The organism is Streptomyces ambofaciens ATCC 23877 (assembly GCF_001267885.1).
Taxonomy (GTDB): Bacteria; Actinomycetota; Actinomycetes; order Streptomycetales; family Streptomycetaceae; genus Streptomyces; species Streptomyces ambofaciens.
In genome coordinates this window covers 7815107-7837335 of record NZ_CP012382.1, presented here as the reverse complement: position 1 = coordinate 7837335, position 22229 = coordinate 7815107, and the positions used below count along the sequence as shown (strand labels likewise).

Genomic DNA, 22229 nt, shown 5'->3' with positions numbered 1-22229 from the left:
GGCGAGCCAAAGGGGCCGCCGTACTCGGGGAGGCCGGGACTCGCGCGGACTCAGGAGACACCGGTGCGTACGGCGGTCACCGCCAGGGTGGTGTAGTTCACCGTGAAGCGTCCTCCCAGCCGGACCGATCAGTGCCGAGTGGCGGCGTCACTGTCGGGGAGGAGGCCGAAGACCTGGTCGAGACCGACCATGCGCAGCACGCGCAGGGTGTGGTCGGGAACGGAGGCCAGCGCCACGTCGGCCTGGGCGGCCCGGGCGTGGTTGCGGGCGACGATCAGGGCGGTGATGCCGCTGGAGTCGCAGAACTCCATGCCGGCCAGATCCAGGACGAGGAGCTGACCCGGACTGAGGGTGAGCGTGGTGAGCAGTTCGCGCAGTCGGCCGGCGGTGGCGTAGTCGAGGTCGCCGAAGATCGCCAGAACGGGACCGGCCGCGGCGTCTCGGGTCGTGATCTTCATCGGGCTCATTCGGTGACTCGGGTCGCAGGGGCAGGGGCGGGGACACCCAGGGCGAGCAGGGCGGTGTCGTCGTCGAGCCCGTCCCCGAAGCCGTCCAGCAGGCCGGTCAGGGCCTGGATGACGGCCTGGGGGGACTTGCCGGCGTGGCCGGCGGCGAAGTCGAGCAGGGCTTCGTCGCCGTAGAGGCTGTCGCGGTCCTCGCTGGTGCGGGCCTCGGTCAGGCCGTCGGTGTACAGCACGAGCGAGTCCCCGGGGCCGAGGACGCTCGTGGCGGTGACGAAGGTGGCGGCGGGAAGGACGCCCACGAGGAGGCCGCCGGGGGTGGGCAGGAAGTCCGCCGTCCCGTCGGCACGCAGGACGAGGGCCGGGGGATGCCCTCCCGAGGCGACGTGGACGCTGACCTGCCCGGTGGCGGGGTCGGGTTCGAGGACGCCGAAGATGACGGTGCAGTAGCGCGGGTCGCCGCCGGTGTAGCGCTCGTGGAGGACCTGGTTGAGCGTGGTCAGGGCGGCGACGGGGTCCGGGTCGTGCAGGGCCGCGGCACGCAGGGTGTAGCGGGTCAGGGAGGTGACCGCGGCGGCCTGGGGCCCCTTTCCGCACACGTCGCCGAGGAAGAAGGCGAAGCGTTTGCCGTCCAGCGGGAAGAGGTCGTAGAAGTCACCGCCGAGGCGGTCGGGAGAGGCGGTGCGGTAGTGCGCGGCCGCCTCCACCCCGGGTACGGCCGGCAGGGTGGCCGGCAGCAGCGACTGCTGGAGCACGGCCAGGGCGTCCTGCAGCCGGGCGCGATCGGCCTCCGCCTCCTTGTGCGCCTCTTCCGCCGCCTTGCGGGCCCGCAGGAGCTCCTCCTCGTAGGCGCGGCGGTCCCGGGCGTCGAAGACGGTGGTGCGGATCAGCAGGGGCTCGCCGGTACTGCCGTACTTGACGGCGGAGGAGACGAACACGGGTATGCGGCCGCCGCCGGTCTGCTTGAGCTCCAGCGCCACACCGCTGATCTCCCCCTGCATGCGCAGCAGCGGCGCGAAGTGCGTCTCGTGGTAGAGCTTGCCGCCCACGGTCAGCAGGTCCGTGAACCGCATCCGGCCCACCACCTGCTCCCGCTCCAGCCCCAGCCAGTCCAGCAGCGTGCTGTTGATCTTGGCGATGATGCCGTCCATCAACGTGGACAGGTACCCGCACGGGGCGCTCTCGTACAGCTCCTCGGCGCTGTCCTCCAGCAGCGAGGCGAACACCGCACCCGAGGCGTCTCCGTCGTTGTCGGGTTCGTACGGGTCGGGCTGCTGGTCGGTGCGGCACATCACCGGAGACGCTCGAGGAACTCGACGATCGCCTCGTTGGTCGCCTCCGGCGCGGACAGGTGCGGGCAGTGCCCGGTGGCGTCGAGCGTGACCAGCTCCGAGCCGGAGATCGCCTGGTGGACGAAGGCGCCGACCTCGCGCGGAGCGATGACGTCGTGGGTGCACTCCAGCACCAGCGTCGGCACCGTCACGGCCTTCAGGTCGTCCCGCGAATCCGACAGGAAGGTGGTGCGGGCGAAGACACGTGCCATGTCGGGGTCGGTGGCGCAGAAGCTGTTCTTCAGCTCCTCACCCAGCTCGGGCCGGTCCCCGTTCCCCATGATCACCGGCGCCATCGCGGCCGACCAGCCCAGGTAGTTCGACTCCAGGGACGCCAGCAGCTCGTCGATGTCCTCGGCGCTGAACCCTCCCCGGTAGCCCTCGTCGTCGACATAGCGCGGCGACGGCGCGACCATGACCAGCGCCCCGATCCGCTCCGGCGCCATCGCGACCGCCAGTACGCCGACCATCGCGCTCACCGAGTGCCCCACGAACACGGCGTCGCGCAGGTCGAGCGCCTCGCAGACCTCCACCACGTCCCGGGCGTACCCGTCCAGCGACCCGTAACGGTCCTCGGAGAACGCGGTCAGGTCCGAGCGGCCCGATCCCACGTAGTCGAAGAGCACCACCCGGTAGTCGCGGGCCAGCGCCGGCACCGTCAACCGCCACATGTTCTGATCGCAACCGAAGCCGTGCGCCAGGACCACCGTGCGCCCCTGGGGGTTGCCGGTGACCGTGACATTGTTCCTGCGATCGATATCCATACGCCCACTCTCTCAGGTCCCGACCGCCTACCCGCACGAGCCCGTGTCACCCCACGTCTTCCCCGCCGCTTTCACGCACCGCGCACACGGTGCGAAGGGGGTTGCTGCCACGCAGGTGCCGCGTACGGCGGGGCCGGGCGTGACCGCCGGCTCCGGCAGCGCCGGGTCACCCGCGGACGTCAGTGACGCGGGCGAGGCCAGTCGGCGAGCTCCTCGGCGCCCGCGGGCTGTGCGACGGCCTGATCCACGGAGTCGTGGAAGGAGTAGACGGGACGCAGTCCGCCGAGGGAGAAGACGCGCAGCAGCCGCTCGTCGTCGCAGGCGATCCGCAGCGAGCCGTGATGGGACCGGATGCGCTTGGTGACCGCGACGATCATGCCGAGTCCCGCCGAGTCCAGGAACGGGGCACCGCACAGGTCCAGGACGAAGTGCTGATGGCCGTCGGCAAGCAGCCTGACCACCGCGGCCCGCACGACGGGGGCGAAAGCGATGTCGATCTCGCCGCTGGCGTCGACGACGGTCCAGCCGTTCGTCACGCGGCATCCGACCGACCCGTACGGTCCTACCAGGCCCTGCTCACTCACGTACTTATCCCTCGCATCGCCGACCGGTTCATCCGTTGTATCCAGGAAACGGGTCACGGCCGTGCGGTCACAAGGGCCTCGATTTCAGATGGTGAGCGAGAGTCCCCGGGACACCCGCTCCGCGGTGGCGACCAGCCGCGTCACGGCACCTTCGAGGCGGTCGGTGCGGCCGGCCCGCACCGATATGCCGAGCGCGCCGATGGTGTCGCCCTGGCGGACGGGCACGGCCACGCACGCGGTGCCGAGGGCGTACTCCTCGACGTCGGTGACGGCGGGCCCCTGCGCCGCGGCCTCAAGGCGTCGCAGCAGTTCGGCGCGGTAGGTGATGGTGCGAGGGGTGAGGTCGTTCAGCGCGTGGCGGGAGAGGTAGTCGGCGCGGGCCTCCGCGTCCAGCTCGCGCAGTACGCACTTGCCGAGCGCCGTGGCGTGTCCCGCGTCCTCGAAGCCGACCCACAGATCGACACGCGGGGCCTTCGGACCGTCCACGATCTCCGCGACCCGGATCTCACCGTCCTCGTAGAAGGTCAGGTAGGCGGCGGCCGACAGTCCGTCGCGCAGCTCCGCGAGCGTCGGACGGACCCTGCTGAGCGCCGCCTGCTCGCGGCTGCCTCCGTGCAGCGCGCCCAGCTTCTCGCCGAGGACAAAGGTGCCGTCGTCGAGTTTGCGCACGTAGCCGTCGTGCACCATCGTCCGCAGGAGGTGGTAGGTGGTGGCCGGCGCCAGCCCGGTCTCGCGTGCCAGCTGTTTGGCCGGGGCGCCGCCCTCGTGCGCACCGACGGCTTCCATCAGCCGGAAGGCTCGCTGCACCGACGAGATGAGCGTGGGGCCGTCCTTACCACTCATCTCTCCACCGTGCTCGCGCACACCGTCCCCCGCAAGTCCGCCGGGACGCTCCGGTGCGGAGGCCAGCCAGCGGCCTGCGGGGTGCGCCGTGGACGCAGGGACCGCACGGGGCGGGTTCGATCATGCGCCGGGTTCTCAGTCCGTGGCCGGGGCGGCGGCGTACTCCTCGTCGGTCACGGGGGTCAGCCAGTGGACGACGTCGTGGTCGGCGTCCGCCTCGTTGATGGCCAGGTGGACCATGAGCCGGTTCGGCGCCGCACCGTGCCAGTGCTCCTCGTCGGCCTCGAACAGCACGCGGTCGCCGGGCCGGATGACCTCGACCGGTCCGCCGCGGCGCTGGCACAGGCCGACGCCCTCGGTGACGAAGACGGTCTGGCTCAGCGGATGGCGGTGCCAGTGGGTGCGGGCGCCCGGCATGAAGTGCACCAGGTTGGCGCTGACCCGGGAGGGCGGGGGCGCGGCGGCGACGGCGTCGATGTAGACGTCCCCGGTGAACCAGTCGGCCGGGCCCTTGACGGTGTTGATCGAACTGCGGGTGATCTGCACGATCGCTCCTTTCCTGGGGGGTCAGGATGGGGGTGGGGGTGAGGAATGGACGTTGGCCTGGGATGGGCGGAGGGCGGGCACGGGACGGCGCGCGCCCTGAAGGCAGGGGCGGACGGGTCAGGGTGTGAGGAGGGTCTTGATGGCGCGGCGCTCGTCCATCGCCTTGTATCCCTCGGCGACCTGGTCCAGGGGCAGGGTGAGGTCGAAGACCTTGCCCGGGTCGATCCGGCCCGACAGGACCTGCTCGATCAGGTCGGGCAGGTAGCGGCGGACCGGGGCGGGTCCACCGCGCAGGCCGACGTGGGAGAAGAACAGCTCCTGGCCGTCGACGGCGACCTCGTGCGGGACACCGACGAAGCCGACACTGCCGCCGGGGCGCGCGGAGTGCAGGGCCTGCCGCATGGCCTGGGCGGTGCCCACGCACTCCAGTACGCTGTCGGCGCCGATCCCGCCGGTGAGGTCCTTGATCCGGGCGACGCCCTCGTCGCCGCGCTCGGTGACGATGTCCGTGGCGCCGAACTCACGGGCCAGCTTCTGACGCGGCTCGTGGCGGCTCATCGCGATGATCCGCTCCGCGCCCATCTCCTTGGCCGCGATCACCGCGCACAGGCCGACCGCGCCGTCCCCCACGACCACGGCGGTGGAGCCGGGCTCGACCTGTGCGGCGTCGGCGGCCCACCAGCCGGTGCCCATGACGTCGGAGACGGCGAGCAGACCGGGCCAGAAGCGCTCGTCCGGGACGTCGTCGGTGGCGACCAGGGTGCCCTGGGCGTTGGGGATGCGGACGTACTCGGCCTGGCAGGTGCTCATGAACTCGCGGTTCAGGCAGTTGGACTGGAAGCCGTTGCGGCAGTTGGCGCAGGTGTTGTCCGAGGTCGCGAACGAGCCGACGACGAACTGGCCCGGCCTGACGGACGTGACGTCGCCGCCGACCTCCTCCACGAAGCCGACGTACTCGTGGCCCATCGGGTGCGCGTGCTCGGTCGGCTCCGCACCGCGGTAGGGCCACAGGTCCGAGCCGCACACGCAGGTCACGGCCGTCCGGATGACCGCGTCGGTGGGCTTGAGGATCCTGGCGTCGTCCACGGTCTCGAACCGTACGTCACCGGGGGCGTGGATCACTGCTCCGCGCATGGGGGAGTTCCTTCCGATCGCTGAAAGAGGCGGGGCCCGGACGGGCCCTGCGGGCCGTGCCGCCCGCGGAGTGCCTCTTCCTCCAGGGAACCGCTCATCGGGGCGGGGAGCGAGTCACCGGTGAGAGGTGTACTGGCGGTACATCCCTCGTGCGGCGTGCAGGCCGTACCGTCGAAGGCATGGACAACCGCGAGGAGGTCCGCGAGTTCCTCACCTCGCGGCGGGCAAGGATCACCCCTGAGCAGGCGGATCTTCCGGCCGGCCCCAGGCGGCGCGTGCCGGGGCTGCGCAGGAGCGAGGTCGCCGCGCTGGCCGACATGAGCGTCGAGTACTACGCGAAACTGGAGCGCGGCAGTCTCGCGGGCGCCTCCCCGGCCGTCCTGGAAGCCCTCGCCCGGGCGCTGCGCCTCGACGACGCCGAACGGGCCCACCTCCTGCACCTCGCCCAGGCGGCCGACGGCTCGGACGTTCTCGCCCGGCCACGGCGCCGTGCCACCACGCGGCAGTGGACGCCGCACCGCAGCCTCCAGTGGACCCTCGACGCGGTCACCGCCGGACCCGCGGTCGTGACCAACGGACGCATGGACATCCTGGCCGCCAACGCGCTCGGACGCGCGTTCTACACCGACCTCTTCGCCCATGCCGGGAACCAGCGGAATCTCGCCCGCTTCAACTTCCTCGACCCCGCCGCCCGGACCTTCTATCCCGACTGGGACCTCTTCGCGGACATGGCGGTGGCCATCCTGCGCCGCGAGGCCGGACGCGACCCGCACGACAAGGACCTGCACGACCTCGTCGGGGAGCTCTCCACCCGCAGTGACGACTTCCGCGCCCGCTGGGGCGCCCACGACGTCCGGCGCCACGGCACCGGCACCAAGCGCTTCCGGCACCCGGCCGTCGGCGACCTCACCCTCGCCTACGAATCCCTCGACCTGGCCGCCGAGCCCGGACTCAGCATGACCGTCTACACCGCCGAGCCCGGCTCCGCGTCGGAGGAGGGACTCCGGCTGCTCGCCTCCCTGGCCGCCACCGAGGAAGCCACCTCTGCCGTGCCGGGGACGCCTGGGGTGGACTGACCGTCCCGGTCACCGGGCTTCGCCACCGGAGATCGGTCGGGGGGGCGAGTCGAGGGGTCGAGAGGAGAGGGAAGCGGTTGTGAAGGGCGGTCGCCTCCGCGGCGGTAAGGCACTGCGGGACTTCAGCCGTACGATCGTCCCCGCAGGCAGGAGATGAGGCCCGGGGTCACAGTCCCCTTCACAACCACACCCTCGTCAACGCTCACGGCGACGCCGGCATTCCCGCAGGGAACACGGGTCCGCCCCGGACCGCCGGCCCAGCCTTCCGATCCCGGCCGGGCTCAAGGCCTGGCGAGGTCGGTCCGGTGGGCGGGCGGTGCCGGGGCGGTACGGGTGCGGGCGTGACCGGGAGGGTCCGGGTCAGCCCACGGTCCAGGTGAAGCTGCCACCGTTGTTGGCCGCGACGGTGAACATGACGATCATGAGAATGATGTCGACGATTCCGAGACCGATGGCCCACTTCGCCATGGCGGAGCCGGTCTGGCGCATCGCCACGGCACCGAAGATGATGGCCAGCGGGCCCAGGATGATCGGCAGCAGGAACAGGCCGACGATGCCGCAGACCAGTCCCGCGATCGCCAGTCCGCTCGTCCGGCTCGACTTGTGCGCGCTCGTTCGGCTGTAGGTCGCCATCGCTGTCTCCCCAACTGGTGTGATCGGCTTCTTCTCCTTCGGTTCCTTTCTGGTTGCCCGTCCTGGCCGGTTCATGCCTGTCCTGATTCCCGTCAAATACCGGCGTGTACAACGGAGTTGCCGATCGGCAGTCATGAGGGAGGCGCCGAAGGCGCGACGCGCACCGTGGCCCGCCGTTCAGGCCAGGAGTTCGACGTACCCCCGGGTTCCGTGGACGCGGACGCGCTGCCCGTCCCGGATCAGCCGGGTGGCCCGCTCCACGCCCACGACGGCGGGCAGACCGTACTCCCGGGCGATGACCGAGCCATGGGTCATCGAACCGCCCACCTCCGTCACCAGGCCCGCGATCCCGGCGAACAGGGGGGACCAACTGGGGTCCGTGCAGGCTGTGACCAGGATGTCGCCCGCTTCGAGATCGGCCTCGCCCATGTCGAGGACGACACGAGCCCGCCCCTCGACGGTACCGGCGGAGACCGGCAGGCCGACCAGGGCGCCGGCCGGTACACCCTTCCGCCGGTACTTCCCGGTGACGGCCTCGCCGTCCGAGGTGAGCACCCGGGGCGGTGTGAGCGCCTGGTACGACCGGAAGGCGTCCTTGCGCCGCCGGACGAGGTGCTCGTCCAGCCGGCGCGAGCGCACGACGTCGTGGAGCTCCTGGAACGTGAGGTGGTAGATGTCCTCCTGCTCAGCGAGCACGCCGGCCCGCACGAGACGCCCGGCCTCCTCCAGGAGGGCCTGCTTGTAGACGAAGTAGCGGCTGACGACGTCGTACTTCGGGTACTCCCGGTATCCGGCGAAGGTGCGGACTCGATCGATCATCCGCTTGGTCCGGTCGGCCTTCTCCCCGCCGTCCGGCAGGGCCCGCAGGCGTGACAGCACGTCCTGTTCCTTCCGCTGCGCCCGCTGCCGACCTTCCTCGAACCGCCGTTGGGCGACGCCCGGCCCGAAGTTCCTGACGTGGTCCAGGATCACGGGCACGAGGGTGGTCGGACGCTCGCGCCAGCGCGGCCTCGTGATGTCGATCTCGCCGACGCACCGCATGCCGTACCGGTCGAGGTACGCCTCGACCGCGTCGCGCGCCGCGGTCCCGCCCGGGAGCTTGGCCAACTCGTCCAGGAAGTCCTCGTCCTCGACGCGCTGCAGGAACGCCACCACCTCCGGGAGCGGGCGGATCACATCCGCCACGTCGAGCAACGCCAGTCCCATCTCCGACGTGACGTTGTCGGGGACGGACAACGTCAGCGTGTCAGCCGCGCTCTCCTCCCCCAGCCACTCCGACAGCTTGTCGTTGAGCCACCAGGTGGCCTCCATCCCCGCCATGATCACCCGCATGCTCAGCGGATCGCCGAGGACTCGTCTGTGCTCCTCGAAGGCCTCCAGCAGGAAGTCGAACAGCGCCGGCCCGGACTTCGTCCGGATGTCGCGCCTGAGGGCCGTGAGCGACGCCTGGCTGCGCGCGATCAGCTCGCTGACGACGGCAGGATCCGCCTCGACCGGGGCGGAGACGCCGGTTCGGGCGGTGGGCCGGCCGCCGGAGCCGGCGTCCGTGGACGACAGCACGAAGTCGTCGCGGGCGAGGAGGGACTCCAACGCGTCCCTGGTCAGCGGATCGCCTCTGCCCACGACGTCCAGGAGGCCGGCACGGCTCGCGGGCGCGGCCAGGCGCTGGGTGGCGTCGACGAACAGCCGCCCGCCCGCCTCGTGCATCGGTGCCATGGCCGTCAGCTGCCACACGGAGATGCCCAAGGGCTTCATGGGGTCCGTCATCATCTGCTGGTGTCCGACGGAGAGATAGACGCGGTTGCGCTGGTCGCAGCGCTCCGGAACGGGGAACAGCGTCGTGATCGGACGGCTCTGAAGGATCCGGAACCCCTCCTCGGCCAGACACCACTCGATGTCCTGCGGGCGTCCGAAACGCTCCTCGATCCGCCGCCCCAGCCGTACCAGGCTCGTGACCTGCGCGTCGGTCAGCGCCGGCTGGTCCTGCCGTCCCGGGTCGACCGCCACCTCCCGCGTACCGCCGTCCGGCAGAGCCTCCACGGCACGCCGCTTGCCTGCGATGGTCCTGGCGACGAGCACACCGTCCCGCACTGTGAAGACGTCGGGGTTCACCAGTCCGGAGACCAGGGCCTCACCGAGGCCGAAACCGGCGTCCACGGTGGCGACCCTGCGGTTGCCCGTGACCGGGTCGGCCGTGAACAGGACACCGGCCGCCTGCGGGAAGACCATCTGCTGCACGACCACGGCCATGTGGACCGTACGGTGGTCGATGGCGTTGCGTCGGCGATAGATCACGGCCCGCTCGGTGAACAGCGACGCCCAGCAGCGGCTGATGTGCCGCAGGACCGCCGTCGAGCCGATGACGTTCAGGTAGGTGTCCTGCTGGCCGGCGAAGGAGGCGGTCGGCAGGTCCTCCGCCGTCGCACTGGACCGGACGGCGTAGGCGGCCCGGTCCCCGTGCCGGGCCAGCGCGCACGTGATCGCCTTCGCGAGATCGTCCGGGACGGCGGTCTCTTCGACGGTCCGGCGGATGCGTGCGCTCAGCGTACGGATGGCCTCCGTGTCGTCCGGCTCCAAGCACGACAACCGGGCGATGTCCTCCTCGACCGACGGTGTCTCCGCCATGATCCGGCGGAAGGCCGCCGTCGTCACGCAGAAGCCACCCGGCACGTGGATGCCGTCGATCCGCGACAACGCGCCCAGGTGCGCGCCCTTGCCGCCGACGACCGCTGTCCGCGTCTCGTCGACCTCTCGAAGATCCCACACGTACCGCTCCGTCATTCCGGTCCCTCCGAGGCCGCTGTGCTCCGCTTCGACGACGCCCCACGCACGTAGTGCTCCCCGTTTTCGCAGGGTGCCGTCGTCGGCCGCCGATTCTGCGCCCCGGCCCGGGGCTTGCCGCAAGGCCCCCCACGCGCTATAGCTTGGAAGTGGCGGGGAACGACGTTCTCCGCCTTCGTCGTTCTCACCCGCGGCCCTTCGCCCCGGCGCACGTTCCGAGAGCCGGCGGGGTCCGCGTCCCACCGGGTGGTGGGACGCGGTCCGGCCCTTCGGTCACACCGGGCCGGAGCTGGTCCGCGCCGGTGGTGTGGCTCGGCGACTCGTGTCCGGCGCGGACCCGAGCGGTGCCGGCAGGCCGGGGAGGCGGCCCGCGGGCGGGACCTCGTCCGGGGCCGGATCGGCGCTCTCGCCGAGGAAGCCGCCCGACTGGTGCTGCCACAGCTTGGCGTAGGCGCCCGCCGAGGCGAGCAGTTCCTCGTGGGTGCCCTGCTCGACGACGCTGCCGTGGTCGAGGACGACGAGCCGGTCCATGCCGGCCACGGTGCTCAGCCGGTGGGCGACCACGAGGGCCGTGCGTCCCTCCATCAGCCGCCACAGAGCGTCCTGGACGAGGAGCTCGCTCTCCGAGTCCAGCGCGCTGGTGGCCTCGTCGAGCAGCAGGACCGGGGCGTCGCGCAGCAATGCCCTGGCCAGCGCGACCCGTTGGCGCTGACCGCCGGACAGCTTCACCCCCCTCTCCCCCACCAGCGTGGCGAAGCCCTCCGGGAGCTGATCCGCGAACTCCGTGACGTGCGCGGCCGCGGCCGCCGCGTGGATCTCCTCGTCGGTGGCGCCGGGCCGGGCGAAGGCGATGTTGTCCCGCAGGGTGCGGTGGAACATCGCGGGTTCCTGGGGTACGTAGGCGATCAGTGAGCGCAGCTCGGCCTGGCGGAGCCGGCTGATGTCCTGACCGCCGATCAGGATGCGGCCGGCGTCGAGGTCCGCCATCCTCAGCAAGAGTCGGGTGAGTGTCGTCTTGCCGCCGCCGGACCGGCCGACGAGTCCGATCCGCGCGCCGCCGGGGACGTCCAGGTCCAGGCCTCGGAAGATCGGCTTCGCTCCGGCGTGGGCGAAGGTCACCGCCTCGAAGCGGATGCCGGCGTCCCCCGGCGCGAGGGGTTCGGGGTCGGCCGGGTCCAGCACGGTGGGAGGTTCCAGCAGCAGCTCGGTGAACTGCGCGGCCTCGGTCATCGAGCTCTCCAGACGCCGGTAGATCTGGTTGAACTCGAACATGATCTGGGTCGCGTTGGAGTAGTAGGTGAAGGCGACGACGATCCCCTCCACTCCCTGACCCGAGCCCGCGAAGGCGATGGCCACCAGGAGGCCCAGCACGTTCGTCAGCACGGACATGGGGGCGACCAGCGTGTCGACGCGCAGGTTGCCGTAGTCCCACGACCTCAGCGTCAGGCGCCGCGCTTCCGCGACGCGCCTGCGGTGTTCGTCGGCCTCCCGGCGCTCGGCGGCGAACGCCCGGATGGTCTCCATGTTCACGAGACTGTCGGCGACGTGTCCGGAGACTCGGGCGACGGCCACCTCGCGCTCGTTGACGAGGGCCTGCCGGCGACGGATGAGAGGGGCTGCGGCGACCACCGTCAGCGCGATCATCAGGAGGAGGCCGACGACGAGCAGCGGTTCGTAGTGCCAGAGCACGACGGCCCCGAAGACCAGGGGCACGAGGCTGCCGACGATCCGGTACGTCAGGGTGTCCACGAAGTCCTCGAAGCGCCGGCCGAAGCTCAACACCCGCTTCGTCAGGGAGCCGGCGAAGTTGTCGTGGAAGAACGCCGCGTCCTTGGCGAGGAGTTCGTCCATGCCGAGCACGTACAGGTGCTCGGAGCCGCGGGCGTCCACGCGGTTCAGACAGTGCTGCCCGATCCGCCACACGCCTTCGGCGAGCAGCAGCACGGCACCGAATCCCAGGACGTACGGCAGCGCCGAGGCGACGGTGATGCCGCCGTCGGCGGCCTGGCCCGCCAGTTTGGCGATCAGCAGGGGGGCGACGTAGCGGATGCCGATGTTCCCCACGGCCGGCAGCAGCAGGGCGGGCAGAGCCGTTCGTCGTTGTCGGAGCAGTTCCATGCCGTAGTGGCGCAGCGCGAGAACGACCGCGCTCCTGCCCGGCGTCGGCCTCTGGTCATCTTTTGTCGCCATCACACTCCCGAGGTTGGGAGTCAGAAGTCTCCCGTCGGAGGATGACGGCAGTCCAGGCATTTACCGCGGACGGGCGACAATCGGACACCCTCGTCGTCCGGGGACGCTCGGCAGCGACCGCGGGAGGACCGGTTCGCGCGCCGCACGGCGGCCGTCGAACGCGGCGTCGAGCGCGGCGCGTTCCCGCCGCGCACCGGCGCGCTGCGCCTGCGCCTACCCACTCCCCGAGCCTGCGGGCTGGAGGAGCTGGTCGACCGGTGCGTGGTCGTCGGTGAGCAGTTGGGCGTCGCCGGTCCAGGAGCCGAGGTCGCCGCCGGTGACGGTCTTCCATCCGGTTCGCCGGGCGTCCAGCGCCCGCTGGACCGCGCGCAGGTCGACCGGCCGGCGGGAGGCGAGGAGCACCAGGTTGCCGCCGTCGGGGGTGACGGTCGGGTCCAGGCCGATGTCGGCCGGTTCGCCGACGAGGGCGACGTGCTCGAAGACCGCGCCCAACGTGGCGGCTTCGGCGCGGGCGAAGGCCATGTCGCCGTGATCGATGAGGTTGGCGACGTAGAGGCCGTCCTCGTCGAGCACCCGCCGGACGTCCGTCATCGCCTCCACCGTCGTGAGGTGCCACGGCACGCTGACGCCCCCGAAGGCGTCGCCGACGACAAGGTCGCGGCTGCCGGTGTCCAGTCGCCGAAGACCGAGCCTGCCGTCCTCGGTGCGCACGTCGATGCCGGTCCGTGGTCCCGCACCGAGCAGGTCTCGGTTGACGCGCACGACCCCGCCGTCGATCTCGGACACCACGCTGCGCGTTCCGGGCCGTTCGGCCGCGAGGTAGCGGGGGAAGGTGAGCCCGCCGCCGCCCAAGTGGTGGGCGACGAGCGGCTCCCCTTCGGGGAAGGCGGCGTCGACCACCGAGGCGAGGGCGCGCACGTACGTGAACTTCAGGAAGGTCGGGTCGTCGATGTCGACGTAGGAGTGCCGGACGCCGTCCAGCACGAGGGTGCGGCCGCTGTCCCGGTCGGGATCGGCGACGACCCGTGCGCAGTGGTACTTGGTCTCCGTGTCGCAGCCGCCGGGTGCGACGACGGTGGCGAGACCACCGGCCACGACCACGAGCGCCAGGGCGGGCGTGCCGCTCCACCCGCGTGTCCGCCACTCGACCAGCGCCGAGCCGAGCACCAGCAGGGTGCCGAGACCGATCAGTATGCCGCTGACCGGCAACCGCGACACGAGGACGAACCCGGTCAGCACGGTGCCGACGATGGCGCCGACCGTCCCGACGCCGGACAGCCGGCCGACGACCGTTCCGGTCTCGGCGAGGCTGGTGAGACGCAGCTTGGTCACGATCGGCGTCACCGCGGAGAGCAGGGCGCCCGGCACGAGGATGGTCAGCGACGCGATCAGCAGCAGCGCCGCCGGCGCCCATTCCGCGGTGGTGCGCAGCACCGCGGGGGTGAGGGCCACGACCACTCCCGAGAGCCCGAGGGCGGGGCCTATCAGCCGGCGTGGATCGACCTGGTCGGCGAGGCGCCCACCGAGCCAGGAGCCGAGGGCGATCGCGGTGAGGGCGATCCCGATCACCATGGTGCTGGTCTCGAGGGTGAGACCGAGATAGGGAGCCAGCAGCCGCAGAGCGACGATCTCGACCACCAGCACCGCGGCCGAGGACCCGAACACCAGCCCGGCAGCGGCACGGGGGCCCAGACCGCGAGTGCGCGGCGCGCCGTCGGTGGCGGGCGAGGAAGACGAAACGGTCACGGACGACATCCTCGCACGCGGCCGTCACGGAACGTGAGGCGTGCGCAGCGCAGATGACACATCGTCGGAGCGTCGGCTGCGGGGGACGCACCCCGCCCGGACCGCCGGCTGCGCCCAGGTGGACCTCGCCCTGGAGGCCGAGGTACCGGTCGACGGGCGGACCGCCGACCGGTGGCGGGGGCGCATGCTGATGGAGTGGGGCCCACTGCCCGGCTCCTTCGGCTGGGTCTTCCCCAAGGGGGAGGTCTGCACCGCCGGAGTGGTGGCCGCCCGCGGCAACCCCGTGGCTCTCCGCGCCTACAAGGAGGACTTCCTCACCCGCCACGGCCTCAGCGGACCCCGCCCCCTGCACGACACCGGCCACCTCACCCGGTGCCGCCGCCCCGACTCCCCGCTGTCCCGCGGGCGCGTCCTGGTCGCCGGTGACGCCGCGGCGCTCCTCGACCACTGGTCCCGCGAGGGCATCTCCTACGCCCTGCGACCGAGAAGTCCTATACGATCCCGCGCCATCGGGGTCGCGGACGGTGATCCCGGCACGGGGCTTGACGCGACGATCAGGTCTGCCCCAGCATCACGACAACCGAATCCTATTTGATCCGGGTGGGCGCACCGGCAGCGAGGCGAGAGACCGTCGGCGTCGGACCGGACGCGTGAAGAGGGCGATGGACAGCAACCGCACGCCGCGCATCACGGACGTCGACGTCGTCGACGTCCGCTTTCCCACCTCACGCGAACTCGACGGCTCCGACGCGATGAACCCGGACCCCGACTACTCGGCCGCCTACGTCGTCCTGCGCACCGACGCGGACCGGGGACCGGACGGCCCACTCGAGGGACACGCCTTCGCCTTCACCATCGGACGCGGCAACGAGGTCCAGACCGCCGCCGTCGCCGCGCTGCGCGAACACGTCGTCGGCCTGTCCGTGGACGCGGTCTGCGCCGACCCCGGCACGGTGAGCCGGACCCTGAACGGCGACAGCCAACTGCGTTGGCTCGGCCCGGAGAAGGGCGTGATGCACATGGCGGTCGGCGCCGTCGTCAACGCCGTGTGGGACCTGGCGGCCAGGCGGGCCGGCAAACCGGTGTGGAAACTCCTCGCCGACGCCGAGCCGGAATGGCTCGCCGACCAGGTGGACTACCGCTACATCGAGGACACGCTCAGCCGTGCGGACGCCGTCGCCCTGCTCCGCACGGGCAAGGAGGGTTCCGCCGGCCGCGAGGCGCACCTGCGGTCCCACGGATACCCGGCGTACACCACCTCCCCCGGCTGGCTCGGCCACTCCGACCAGAAGCTCGTCCGGCTGGCGAAGCAGGCCGTCGCCGACGGCTTCACCCAGATCAAGCTCAAGGTGGGTGCCGACCTCGCCGACGACGTGCGCAGGCTGCGCACGGCACGCGCGGCGGTCGGCCCGGACGTCCGCATCGCCGTCGACGCCAACCAGCGGTGGAACATCGGCGAGGCCATCGACTGGACCAACGCGCTGGCCGAGAGCGACCCGTACTGGATCGAGGAGCCCACCAGCCCCGACGACATCCTCGGCCACGCGGCCGTACGCCGGGCGGTGGCGCCCGTCAAGGTCGCCACCGGGGAACACGTGCACAACCGCGTCGTCTTCAAGCAACTGCTCCAGGCCGAAGCGATCGACGTGCTGCAGATCGACGCCGCACGAGTCGGAGGCGTCAACGAGAACCTGGCCATTCTGCTGCTCGCCGCCGCGTTCGGCGTCCCGGTCTGCCCGCACGCGGGCGGCGTCGGCCTGTGCGAACTGGTGCGCCACCTGGCGATGTTCGACTTCGTCGCCCTGAGCGGAACCACCGACGACCGGGTCATCGAGTACGTCGACCACCTGCACGAGCACTTCGAGGATCCCGCGGTCGTCTCCGACGGCCGCTACACGGCGCCCACGATGCCCGGCTTCTCGTCCCGGATGCGCCCCGAAACCATCAGCACGTACCGCTATCCCGACGGCTCCTTCTGGGCCGCCGACCTCACCGGTCAGGGGAAGGACACCCGCATATGAGCGACTTCTCGGGCCTCACGGCCCTGGTGACCGGCGGCGCCTCCGGCATCGGCCGGGCCACCGCGGACCTGTTGCTCGCCCGCGGGGCCGACGTCGCCGTGCTCGACCTCGACCCCTCCACCGTCTCCGGACCCTTGCGCGGCTACGCCGCCGACGTGTCCGACGACGCCTCCGTACGCTCCGCCGTCGCCGGCGCGGCCGACGCCCTCGGCGGCATCGACATCCTGGTCAACAACGCCGGCACAGGCGCCACGGGGACGGTCGAGGACAACGACGACGCCGAGTGGCACCGGGTCCTCGACGTGAACGTCCTCGGCATCGTCCGCACCACCCGGGCCGCCCTGCCCCACCTGCGGGCCTCCGCGCACGCGGCCGTCGTCAACACCTGCTCGATCGCGGCCACGGCCGGACTTCCGCAGCGTGCCCTGTACAGCGCGAGCAAGGGTGCCGTACACGCGCTCACCCTCGCCATGGCGGCCGACCACGTCCGCGAGGGCATCCGCGTCAACTGCGTGAACCCCGGGACGGTGGACACCCCGTGGGTGGGACGCCTCCTCGACCGGGCGGCGGACCCCGCGGCCGAGCGGGCCGCGCTCGAAGCCCGCCAGCCCATGGGCCGCCTGCTCTCGGCCGACGAGGTCGCCGCCGCGATCGTGTACCTGGCGAGCCCGGTCGCGGCCGGCGTCACGGGCACGGCCCTCGCCGTGGACGGTGGCATGCAGGGACTGCGGCCGCGCCCGGAGGGACGGTGACGGCGGTGGGCGCGGGTGACGCCGGAGCGGGGGCGCTGCCGGCCCGGACCCTGGGCCGCAGCGGGGTCCCCGTCACCGCACTCGGTTTCGGCGCCGCCGCGATCGCCGGTCTGTACGAGGAGGTGGGCGACGACGACGCGGCGGCCACCGTGGAGGCCGCCTGGGACGCGGGCGTCCGCTACTTCGACACCGCACCCCACTACGGCATCGGTCGGTCGGAACGCCGGCTGGGCGCGGCCCTCAGGACCAGGAACCGGGACAGTTACACCCTGTCCACCAAAGTGGGCAGGGTGCTCGACCCGTACGACGGGGGCGGCGACGACCTCGCCCACGGTTTCGCCGTGCCCGCCACCCACCGGCGGCGGTGGGACTTCAGCGCCGACGGTGTACGCCGCTCGCTGGAGGACAGCCTCACCCGTCTCGGCACCGACCGCGTGGACCTGGTGTTGCTCCACGACCCCGACGAGCACGAGGAGCAGGTGTTCCGGGAGGCGTACCCGGCGCTGGAGGAGCTGCGGTCGCAGGGCATGGTCCGGGCGATCGGCGCGGGGATGAACCAGAGCCGGATGCTGACGCGTTTCCTGACGGACACGGACGTGGACGCCGTCCTCTGCGCCGGCCGCTACACCCTGCTCGAACAGGGTGCGCTGGAGACGCTGCTGCCCGCCGCGGTCGCGGCCGGCCGGAGTGTGATCGTCGGCGGCGTCTTCAACTCCGGGCTGCTGGCGGACCCCGCCCCCGGGGCCACGTACGACTACGCCCCGGCGTCCGGGGAGGTGCTGCGCCGGGCGGAGCGACTGCGCGAGGCCACCGAGGCGCACGGGGTGCCCCTGCGCCGCGCCGCGCTGCGGTTCCCCTTCGGGCATCCGGCGGTCGCCTCGGTACTCGTCGGCGCGCGCTCGGCGGACCAGGTCCGGGACGCCGTCGCGCAGTACCGCGGGCACCTCCCCGGGGCCCTGTGGGACGGCCTGCGCGCCCGGGGACTGCTGGGCGGCGGCGTGCCGGCTCCGGGAGGGTACGGGGCGTGAGCATCGTCGACTCCCACCATCACCTCTGGGACCTCGCCGTACGCGACCAGGAGTGGCTCGACGGCCCCGGGCTCGCACCGTTGCGCAGGTCCTTCGCGGCGAAGGACCTGGAGGCCGAGGCCCGGGCGTCCGGGGTGACGGCCACCGTCCTGGTGGAGACGGTGAACGCGGCCGAGGAGACACCCGAGTTGCTGGTCCTGGCAGCGGACAGCGAGCTGATCGCGGCGGTCGTCGGCTGGACCGATCTGACGGCGCCCGGCGTCGCCGAGGAACTGGACCGGCTCAGGTCGCTGCCCGGGGGCGCCTTCCTGCGCGGGATCCGCCACCAGGTCCAGCGGGAGCCCGACCCCGACTGGCTGACCCGCCCGGAGGTCCTGCGCGGCCTGCGTGCCGTCGCCGCCGCCGGACTCGTCTACGACCTGGTGGTGCTGCCGCACCAGGTGCCCGCGGCGACCCGCGCGGCCGCCGCCGTCCCGGGCCTCACCTTCGTCCTGGACCACCTCGGCAAGCCGCCGATCGCGTCCGGGGCACGAGAACCGTGGGCGGGGCGGGTGCGGGAACTGGCCGGCCTGCCGAACACGGTGTGCAAGCTGTCCGGCATGGTGACGGAGGCCGACCGGGCCTCCTGGACGGTCGACGATCTCAGACCGTACGCCGGCACCGTCCTCGACGCCTTCGGTCCCCGCCGCGTCATGTTCGGCTCGGACTGGCCGGTGAGCACCCTCGCCGCGAGCTACGCCGAGGTCGTCGCCTCGGCACGGGAACTCTCGGCGGAGCTGGACCCCGCCGGACGGGCCGAGGTGTGGGCCGGCACGGCGCGGCGCGTCTACCGTCTGGGCGGTGCGCCCGCCGAGGGGCCCTCAGCCCGGAGCGGCCACTGCTGACCGGGCCACGGACCGCCGGATCACGGACCGCCGGATCACGGACCGCCGGACCACGGACCGCCGGACCAAAGCCGCCGAGTCACGGGCTGAACCGGCTCAGCTGGCGCTCCAGGCTGCGGGTGAGGTGCTCGGCCATCGCCTCCGCCGCGCGTTCGGCCCTGCGGCGCAGGATCGCCCGCACCACCCGCTCGTGCTCGTCCAGGGTCGGCTCGCCCGCGTCCTGGACGCTGTTCAGCCGGAAGATGTGCAGATGCGCGTGGAGCCGCTCCACCGCGTCCGCGAGGAGCGGCCGGTGCGCGGCCGCGGCGACGACGTCGTGGAAACGCTGGTCGAGAGCGGCGAAGTCCCGGTAGGAGGCGTACGGACCGCCGGGGCCGGGGTGGGCCTGCATGGCCTCCAGCGTCGCCTCCATGGCGTCGAGCTGTCCTTCGTCCGCGTGCAGGGCGGCCAGCGCCGCGGCGCGCGTCTCCAGCAGCAGACGCATCTCGAACAGCTCCTCCACCCCCTGGCGCGTCAGCAGTTCGGTCGCTCGGTATCCGGACAGTGAGCGCTTGACGACCAGGCCGTCGGCCTCCAGCCGGGCCAGCGCCTCGCGCACGGGGGTCGGCGAGACGTCGAGCGTACGGGCCAGGGCCTCGATGCCGACCCGGGCCCCCGGGGCGATCTCGTGGTCCATGACACGGGCCTTGATGTCCTCGTACACGCTGTCGGACAGGGCCTGGCGGACCGGCGCCTGCGACGCCCCGCTCGGCCCTCGGGTCCCGCGCACCCCGGCCGAGCCGACGGAACGGCCGACGGACGGCTCGGGTGCCGGCATCGGGGTCTCCTTGCACTCGCTGCGCTGACCACCGGCAGTTTAACGAGGGGGGCCGCGCCGACCAGTCGTGGCGACGGCCGAATCCGGAGCGAGCACTCCCCCGATCGGCGCCCATCAGGGATCATGAGGCATGCTTCCGGAAGCCTGGCACCTCACCCAAGACGTCGACGACTTCCTCGCCCGGGCCGGAGACTTCCTGCGCTCGCGCCCCGCCCTGCACAACACCGTGCTCACGGACATCGAGAAACTGCGGACGCACGCGGCGGCCGGCCGAGGGGGCGAGGCCGCCGTACTCGGCCGACTGGAGTCGGCAGGCGCGGTCCGGGCGGTCTTCTATCGCACTCCGCGCGGCCGTCTGGGCCTCACCGCCCTGTCTGCCGAGCGGGCCGACGCACTCGCCGTCCACCTGGCCGGCCTCGGCCACCGTCCCTCCACCGTCATCGCGGACCACGACACCGCCACCGCCTTCGCCGAGTCGTGGCGACGGTGCACGGGTGCGGCGACGGCACTCTTCTGGCGGACACATCTGTACCGTCTCGGCACGCTCACCCCGCCGCAGCCGCCCCCGCAGGGCCGGGGCCGCGTCACGGGCGAGGCGGACCGTGAGCAGGTCGTGAGCTGGTGCCGTGAGTTCTGCGTCGACGTCGCAGAGCAGTCCTCCATCGACCTGATCGACGCCGGTGCCTGGGGCGACTCCCGTTTCGGCGACCGGCACTTCACGTTCTGGGAGACGGCGGACGGCACGCCCGTCTCGATGGCGGCCGCGACCTCGCTCGTCGGCGGCATGATCCGGGTGGACCCCGTCTACACCCCCGCCCCCGTGCGGGGCCGCGGCTACGCGGGGGCCGTGACGGTCGAGGTGAGCAGGGCCGCGCTGGCCGCGGGCGCCACGGACGTCGTCCTGTACACGGACCCCGGCAACCCCACCAGCAACGCCCTCTACCAGCGCATCGGGTACGTCCGCGTCGCCGACTTCGCCGGGTACGAGTTCTCCTCCGGAACGTCACGCAGCGGGTAGGCGCGGTCGGCGCGGACACGCCTTCCACCAGGGCCTCACGACGGCCCTCCGTAACGGGTGGCCATCGCGGCGGCCCGCGCGCGCAGGGCGGCGCGCAACGAGTCGGGGGCCAGGGCCTCGGCGTCCGTGGCGAGTTGCCACAGCGCCCACTCGGCATGCCGTAGGTCCTGGAACGTCGCCTCCAGCCGCAGCCGGCCGTCCGCCTCGGGTTCCGCGACGCGGACCGCCACCGCGGTCCTCAGCAGGTCCTCCCGCCGCTCCGGGTTCAGCCGTAGCGACACGGCGACGTGGTCACCGGAGAGGAACCGCGCGCAGCGTTCCCGCCAGACCCGCTCCAGGTCCACCTGGTCGGGTCGCCGGGCCGGTTCGGGGAGTTCCTCGGCGGCGGAGATCCGCGACAGCCGGTAGGTACGGTCCGCGCCGGACCTCGTGGCCAGCAGGTAGCCCCGGTCGCGTACGGTGACCAGGCCGATCGGGTCCACCGTGCGCCACCGCGGCGGCCGGTCCACGGCCGTGTAGTGGATGCGCAGCCTGTGCCCGGTGAGCACCGCGCGCCGGATCTCGGTCATCGTCCGGTCAGGTACTTCCTCGGTGACCGGCCGACGTGAGAGCAGGTCGGTCTCCGGCTCGACGAGAATGCGCCGGACGGCGTCGCTCGCGGTGGCCCGATGGCTCTCGGGCAGGGCGTCGACGACTTTGCGCATGGCCGACGCGAGCGCGGAGCCGAGGCCGAACGCCTGCTCGCCGCGTCCCGATCCGGCGGTCAGCAGGGCGAGCGCCTCTTCGTGGTTCAGTCCGGTGAGCTCGGTGCGGAACCCGGGCAGCAACGCGAACCCGCCGTGCCGACCGCGTTCGGCGTACACCGGGACGCCGGCCGCGGACAGCGCCTCGATGTCACGCAGCACGGTACGGGTGGACACCTCCAGCTCGCGGGCCAGGGTGTCCGCGGTCAGCCGACCGCGCTGACGGAGCAACAGCACCAGCGAGACCAGCCGATCGGCGCGCATGCGGGAACCCTAGCGAATACATGACCGTCGGTGTCGTGATTCGTTGGCAGGCTCGTGCGCAGGGATATCGGCCCCGCGCCCGGCGCGCCGTGGGACGCACGTCCTTCCGACGAATCGACTGGAGCTGATGTGGCAGTGGAACGAACGGCGGTCAACCCGGTGCCGTGGTCGCTGGAGCTGGGATTCCACCAGGGTGAGCTCGTCTCCGGGCACACCCGGACCCTGTACTGCTCCGGGCAGACCGCGATGAGCGCCCACGGCGAACCCCTGCACGACGGCGACATGGCCGCGCAGTTGGTGCTGAGCCTCGACAACCTGGAGGCCGTGCTCGGCGCGGCCGGTATGACGCTCGCGAACCTGGTCCGGCTCAACGTCTACACCACCGACGTCGACGGTCTGTTCCCGCACTACGGCGTGCTGGCGTCGCGGCTGGGAGCCGCCGGGGTGGCCCCGGCCACCACGATGCTCGGGGTGACGCGGCTGGCGGTGCCGGGCCAGATGGTCGAGCTCGAGGGGACGGCAGTCGCGTGAGGCGGTCGAGGAGCGAGGCGGGCACGTGCTCGTCGGCCGCCCGGGCGGCGGCCCTCCCCTGGCCTGGCGCTCCTGGGCCCGG

General features: G+C 72.2%; 20 protein-coding genes. 7 read left to right on the top strand and 13 right to left on the bottom strand.

Annotated features, from left to right (window positions below; genetic code table 11):
- Positions 1–128 precede the first annotated feature (128 nt).
- The 7 genes from SAM23877_RS33960 to SAM23877_RS33930 form a co-directional block, all read right to left on the bottom strand.
- Positions 129–467 (bottom strand): STAS domain-containing protein, encoded by a 339-nt coding sequence (locus SAM23877_RS33960; protein ID WP_053141527.1) that lies wholly within the window; start codon positions 465–467, stop codon positions 129–131.
- Positions 464–1753, bottom strand: coding sequence for a PP2C family protein-serine/threonine phosphatase (locus tag SAM23877_RS33955; protein ID WP_053141525.1), 1290 nt, complete (start codon positions 1751–1753; stop codon positions 464–466). Before SAM23877_RS33955 ends, SAM23877_RS33960 begins: the two co-directional genes overlap by 4 nt.
- On the bottom strand, positions 1753–2556 hold the full coding sequence (locus SAM23877_RS33950; protein WP_053141523.1) for an alpha/beta fold hydrolase: 804 nt from the start codon (positions 2554–2556) through the stop codon (positions 1753–1755). The genes SAM23877_RS33955 and SAM23877_RS33950 overlap by 1 nt, the downstream gene beginning before the upstream one ends.
- A gap of 179 nt (positions 2557–2735) precedes the next feature.
- Positions 2736–3092: an STAS domain-containing protein gene (locus tag SAM23877_RS33945; protein ID WP_425314774.1), complete on the bottom strand. Its 357-nt coding sequence runs from the start codon at positions 3090–3092 to the stop codon at positions 2736–2738.
- Positions 3093–3224: 132 nt separating this feature from the next.
- Positions 3225–3983, bottom strand: a complete 759-nt coding sequence (locus SAM23877_RS33940) for an IclR family transcriptional regulator (protein ID WP_053141515.1) — start codon at positions 3981–3983, stop codon at positions 3225–3227.
- Between the two features lie 135 nt (positions 3984–4118).
- Positions 4119–4529 carry a (R)-mandelonitrile lyase gene (locus SAM23877_RS33935; RefSeq protein ID WP_053141513.1) on the bottom strand — a complete coding sequence of 137 codons (411 nt, stop codon included), beginning with the start codon at positions 4527–4529 and terminating at the stop codon, positions 4119–4121.
- A gap of 117 nt (positions 4530–4646) precedes the next feature.
- Positions 4647–5663: a zinc-dependent alcohol dehydrogenase family protein gene (locus tag SAM23877_RS33930; protein WP_053141511.1), complete on the bottom strand. Its 1017-nt coding sequence runs from the start codon at positions 5661–5663 to the stop codon at positions 4647–4649.
- Positions 5664–5842: 179 nt separating this feature from the next.
- On the opposite strand from SAM23877_RS33930, the gene SAM23877_RS33925 reads away from it, so the two are divergent.
- Entirely contained in the window at positions 5843–6739 is an 897-nt protein-coding gene (locus tag SAM23877_RS33925) for a helix-turn-helix transcriptional regulator (protein WP_053141510.1), read from the top strand.
- 360 nt (positions 6740–7099) lie between these two features.
- On the opposite strand, the gene SAM23877_RS33920 is transcribed toward SAM23877_RS33925, so the two are convergent.
- The 4 genes from SAM23877_RS33920 to SAM23877_RS33905 form a co-directional block, all read right to left on the bottom strand.
- Positions 7100–7372 (bottom strand): DUF4190 domain-containing protein, encoded by a 273-nt coding sequence (locus tag SAM23877_RS33920; RefSeq protein WP_053141508.1) that lies wholly within the window; start codon positions 7370–7372, stop codon positions 7100–7102.
- Positions 7373–7549: 177 nt separating this feature from the next.
- Positions 7550–10153 (bottom strand): rifamycin-inactivating phosphotransferase, encoded by a 2604-nt coding sequence (rph, locus tag SAM23877_RS33915; protein ID WP_053141506.1) that lies wholly within the window; start codon positions 10151–10153, stop codon positions 7550–7552.
- A 273-nt stretch (positions 10154–10426) separates the two neighbouring features.
- Complete coding sequence (locus SAM23877_RS33910; RefSeq protein ID WP_053141504.1) at positions 10427–12343, bottom strand: ABC transporter ATP-binding protein; 1917 nt, start codon at positions 12341–12343, stop codon at positions 10427–10429.
- Positions 12344–12556: 213 nt separating this feature from the next.
- Positions 12557–14089 carry a fused MFS/spermidine synthase gene (locus tag SAM23877_RS33905; RefSeq protein ID WP_053141502.1) on the bottom strand — a complete coding sequence of 511 codons (1533 nt, stop codon included), beginning with the start codon at positions 14087–14089 and terminating at the stop codon, positions 12557–12559.
- A gap of 662 nt (positions 14090–14751) precedes the next feature.
- Here SAM23877_RS33905 and SAM23877_RS33895 point away from each other — a divergent pair.
- The 4 genes from SAM23877_RS33895 to SAM23877_RS33880 are packed head-to-tail and all read left to right on the top strand — an operon-like array spanning position 14752 to position 18774.
- Positions 14752–16110, top strand: coding sequence for an enolase C-terminal domain-like protein (locus tag SAM23877_RS33895; RefSeq protein WP_053141498.1), 1359 nt, complete (start codon positions 14752–14754; stop codon positions 16108–16110).
- Positions 16107–16862, top strand: a complete 756-nt coding sequence (locus tag SAM23877_RS33890) for an SDR family NAD(P)-dependent oxidoreductase (RefSeq protein ID WP_053141496.1) — start codon at positions 16107–16109, stop codon at positions 16860–16862. Before SAM23877_RS33895 ends, SAM23877_RS33890 begins: the two co-directional genes overlap by 4 nt.
- Positions 16863–16897: 35 nt before the next feature.
- The gene (locus SAM23877_RS33885; protein WP_053143141.1) at positions 16898–17890 is read left to right on the top strand and encodes an aldo/keto reductase; all 993 of its coding nucleotides are present in this window, start codon (positions 16898–16900) and stop codon (positions 17888–17890) included.
- Positions 17887–18774, top strand: coding sequence for an amidohydrolase family protein (locus SAM23877_RS33880; RefSeq protein WP_053141494.1), 888 nt, complete (start codon positions 17887–17889; stop codon positions 18772–18774). The genes SAM23877_RS33885 and SAM23877_RS33880 overlap by 4 nt, the downstream gene beginning before the upstream one ends.
- A 79-nt stretch (positions 18775–18853) precedes the next feature.
- Here SAM23877_RS33880 and SAM23877_RS33875 read toward each other — a convergent pair whose 3' ends face one another.
- Entirely contained in the window at positions 18854–19591 is a 738-nt protein-coding gene (locus SAM23877_RS33875; RefSeq protein WP_079030588.1) for a GntR family transcriptional regulator, read from the bottom strand.
- Between the two features lie 130 nt (positions 19592–19721).
- Here SAM23877_RS33875 and SAM23877_RS33870 point away from each other — a divergent pair, with 130 nt between their 5' ends.
- Positions 19722–20609: a GNAT family N-acetyltransferase gene (locus tag SAM23877_RS33870; protein WP_053141492.1), complete on the top strand. Its 888-nt coding sequence runs from the start codon at positions 19722–19724 to the stop codon at positions 20607–20609.
- Positions 20610–20644: 35 nt separating this feature from the next.
- Here the strand turns inward: SAM23877_RS33870 and SAM23877_RS33865 are convergent, their stop codons facing one another.
- Positions 20645–21616: a helix-turn-helix transcriptional regulator gene (locus SAM23877_RS33865; protein WP_053141490.1), complete on the bottom strand. Its 972-nt coding sequence runs from the start codon at positions 21614–21616 to the stop codon at positions 20645–20647.
- 135 nt (positions 21617–21751) lie between these two features.
- Between SAM23877_RS33865 and SAM23877_RS33860 the strand changes: the two genes are divergently transcribed.
- Entirely contained in the window at positions 21752–22147 is a 396-nt protein-coding gene (locus tag SAM23877_RS33860) for a RidA family protein (protein WP_053141488.1), read from the top strand.
- Positions 22148–22229 lie beyond the last annotated feature (82 nt).

Excerpts from the sequence above, each read along its gene's own strand:
- SAM23877_RS33950 (WP_053141523.1), bottom strand. The coding sequence starts at position 2,556 with ATGGATATCGATCGCAGGAACAATGTCACGGTCACCGGCAACCCCCAG.
- SAM23877_RS33955 (WP_053141525.1), bottom strand. The coding sequence starts at position 1,753 with ATGTGCCGCACCGACCAGCAGCCCGACCCGTACGAACCCGACAACGAC.
- SAM23877_RS33890 (WP_053141496.1), top strand. The coding sequence starts at position 16,107 with ATGAGCGACTTCTCGGGCCTCACGGCCCTGGTGACCGGCGGCGCCTCC.
- SAM23877_RS33960 (WP_053141527.1), bottom strand. The coding sequence starts at position 467 with ATGAGCCCGATGAAGATCACGACCCGAGACGCCGCGGCCGGTCCCGTT.
- SAM23877_RS33930 (WP_053141511.1), bottom strand. The coding sequence starts at position 5,663 with ATGCGCGGAGCAGTGATCCACGCCCCCGGTGACGTACGGTTCGAGACC.
- SAM23877_RS33870 (WP_053141492.1), top strand. The coding sequence starts at position 19,722 with ATGCTTCCGGAAGCCTGGCACCTCACCCAAGACGTCGACGACTTCCTC.
- SAM23877_RS33925 (WP_053141510.1), top strand. The coding sequence starts at position 5,843 with ATGGACAACCGCGAGGAGGTCCGCGAGTTCCTCACCTCGCGGCGGGCA.
- SAM23877_RS33895 (WP_053141498.1), top strand. The coding sequence starts at position 14,752 with ATGGACAGCAACCGCACGCCGCGCATCACGGACGTCGACGTCGTCGAC.
- SAM23877_RS33940 (WP_053141515.1), bottom strand. The coding sequence starts at position 3,983 with ATGAGTGGTAAGGACGGCCCCACGCTCATCTCGTCGGTGCAGCGAGCC.
- SAM23877_RS33910 (WP_053141504.1), bottom strand. The coding sequence starts at position 12,343 with ATGGCGACAAAAGATGACCAGAGGCCGACGCCGGGCAGGAGCGCGGTC.
- rph (WP_053141506.1), bottom strand. The coding sequence starts at position 10,153 with ATGACGGAGCGGTACGTGTGGGATCTTCGAGAGGTCGACGAGACGCGG.
- SAM23877_RS33865 (WP_053141490.1), bottom strand. The coding sequence starts at position 21,616 with ATGCGCGCCGATCGGCTGGTCTCGCTGGTGCTGTTGCTCCGTCAGCGC.
- SAM23877_RS33920 (WP_053141508.1), bottom strand. The coding sequence starts at position 7,372 with ATGGCGACCTACAGCCGAACGAGCGCGCACAAGTCGAGCCGGACGAGC.
- SAM23877_RS33875 (WP_079030588.1), bottom strand. The coding sequence starts at position 19,591 with ATGCCGGCACCCGAGCCGTCCGTCGGCCGTTCCGTCGGCTCGGCCGGG.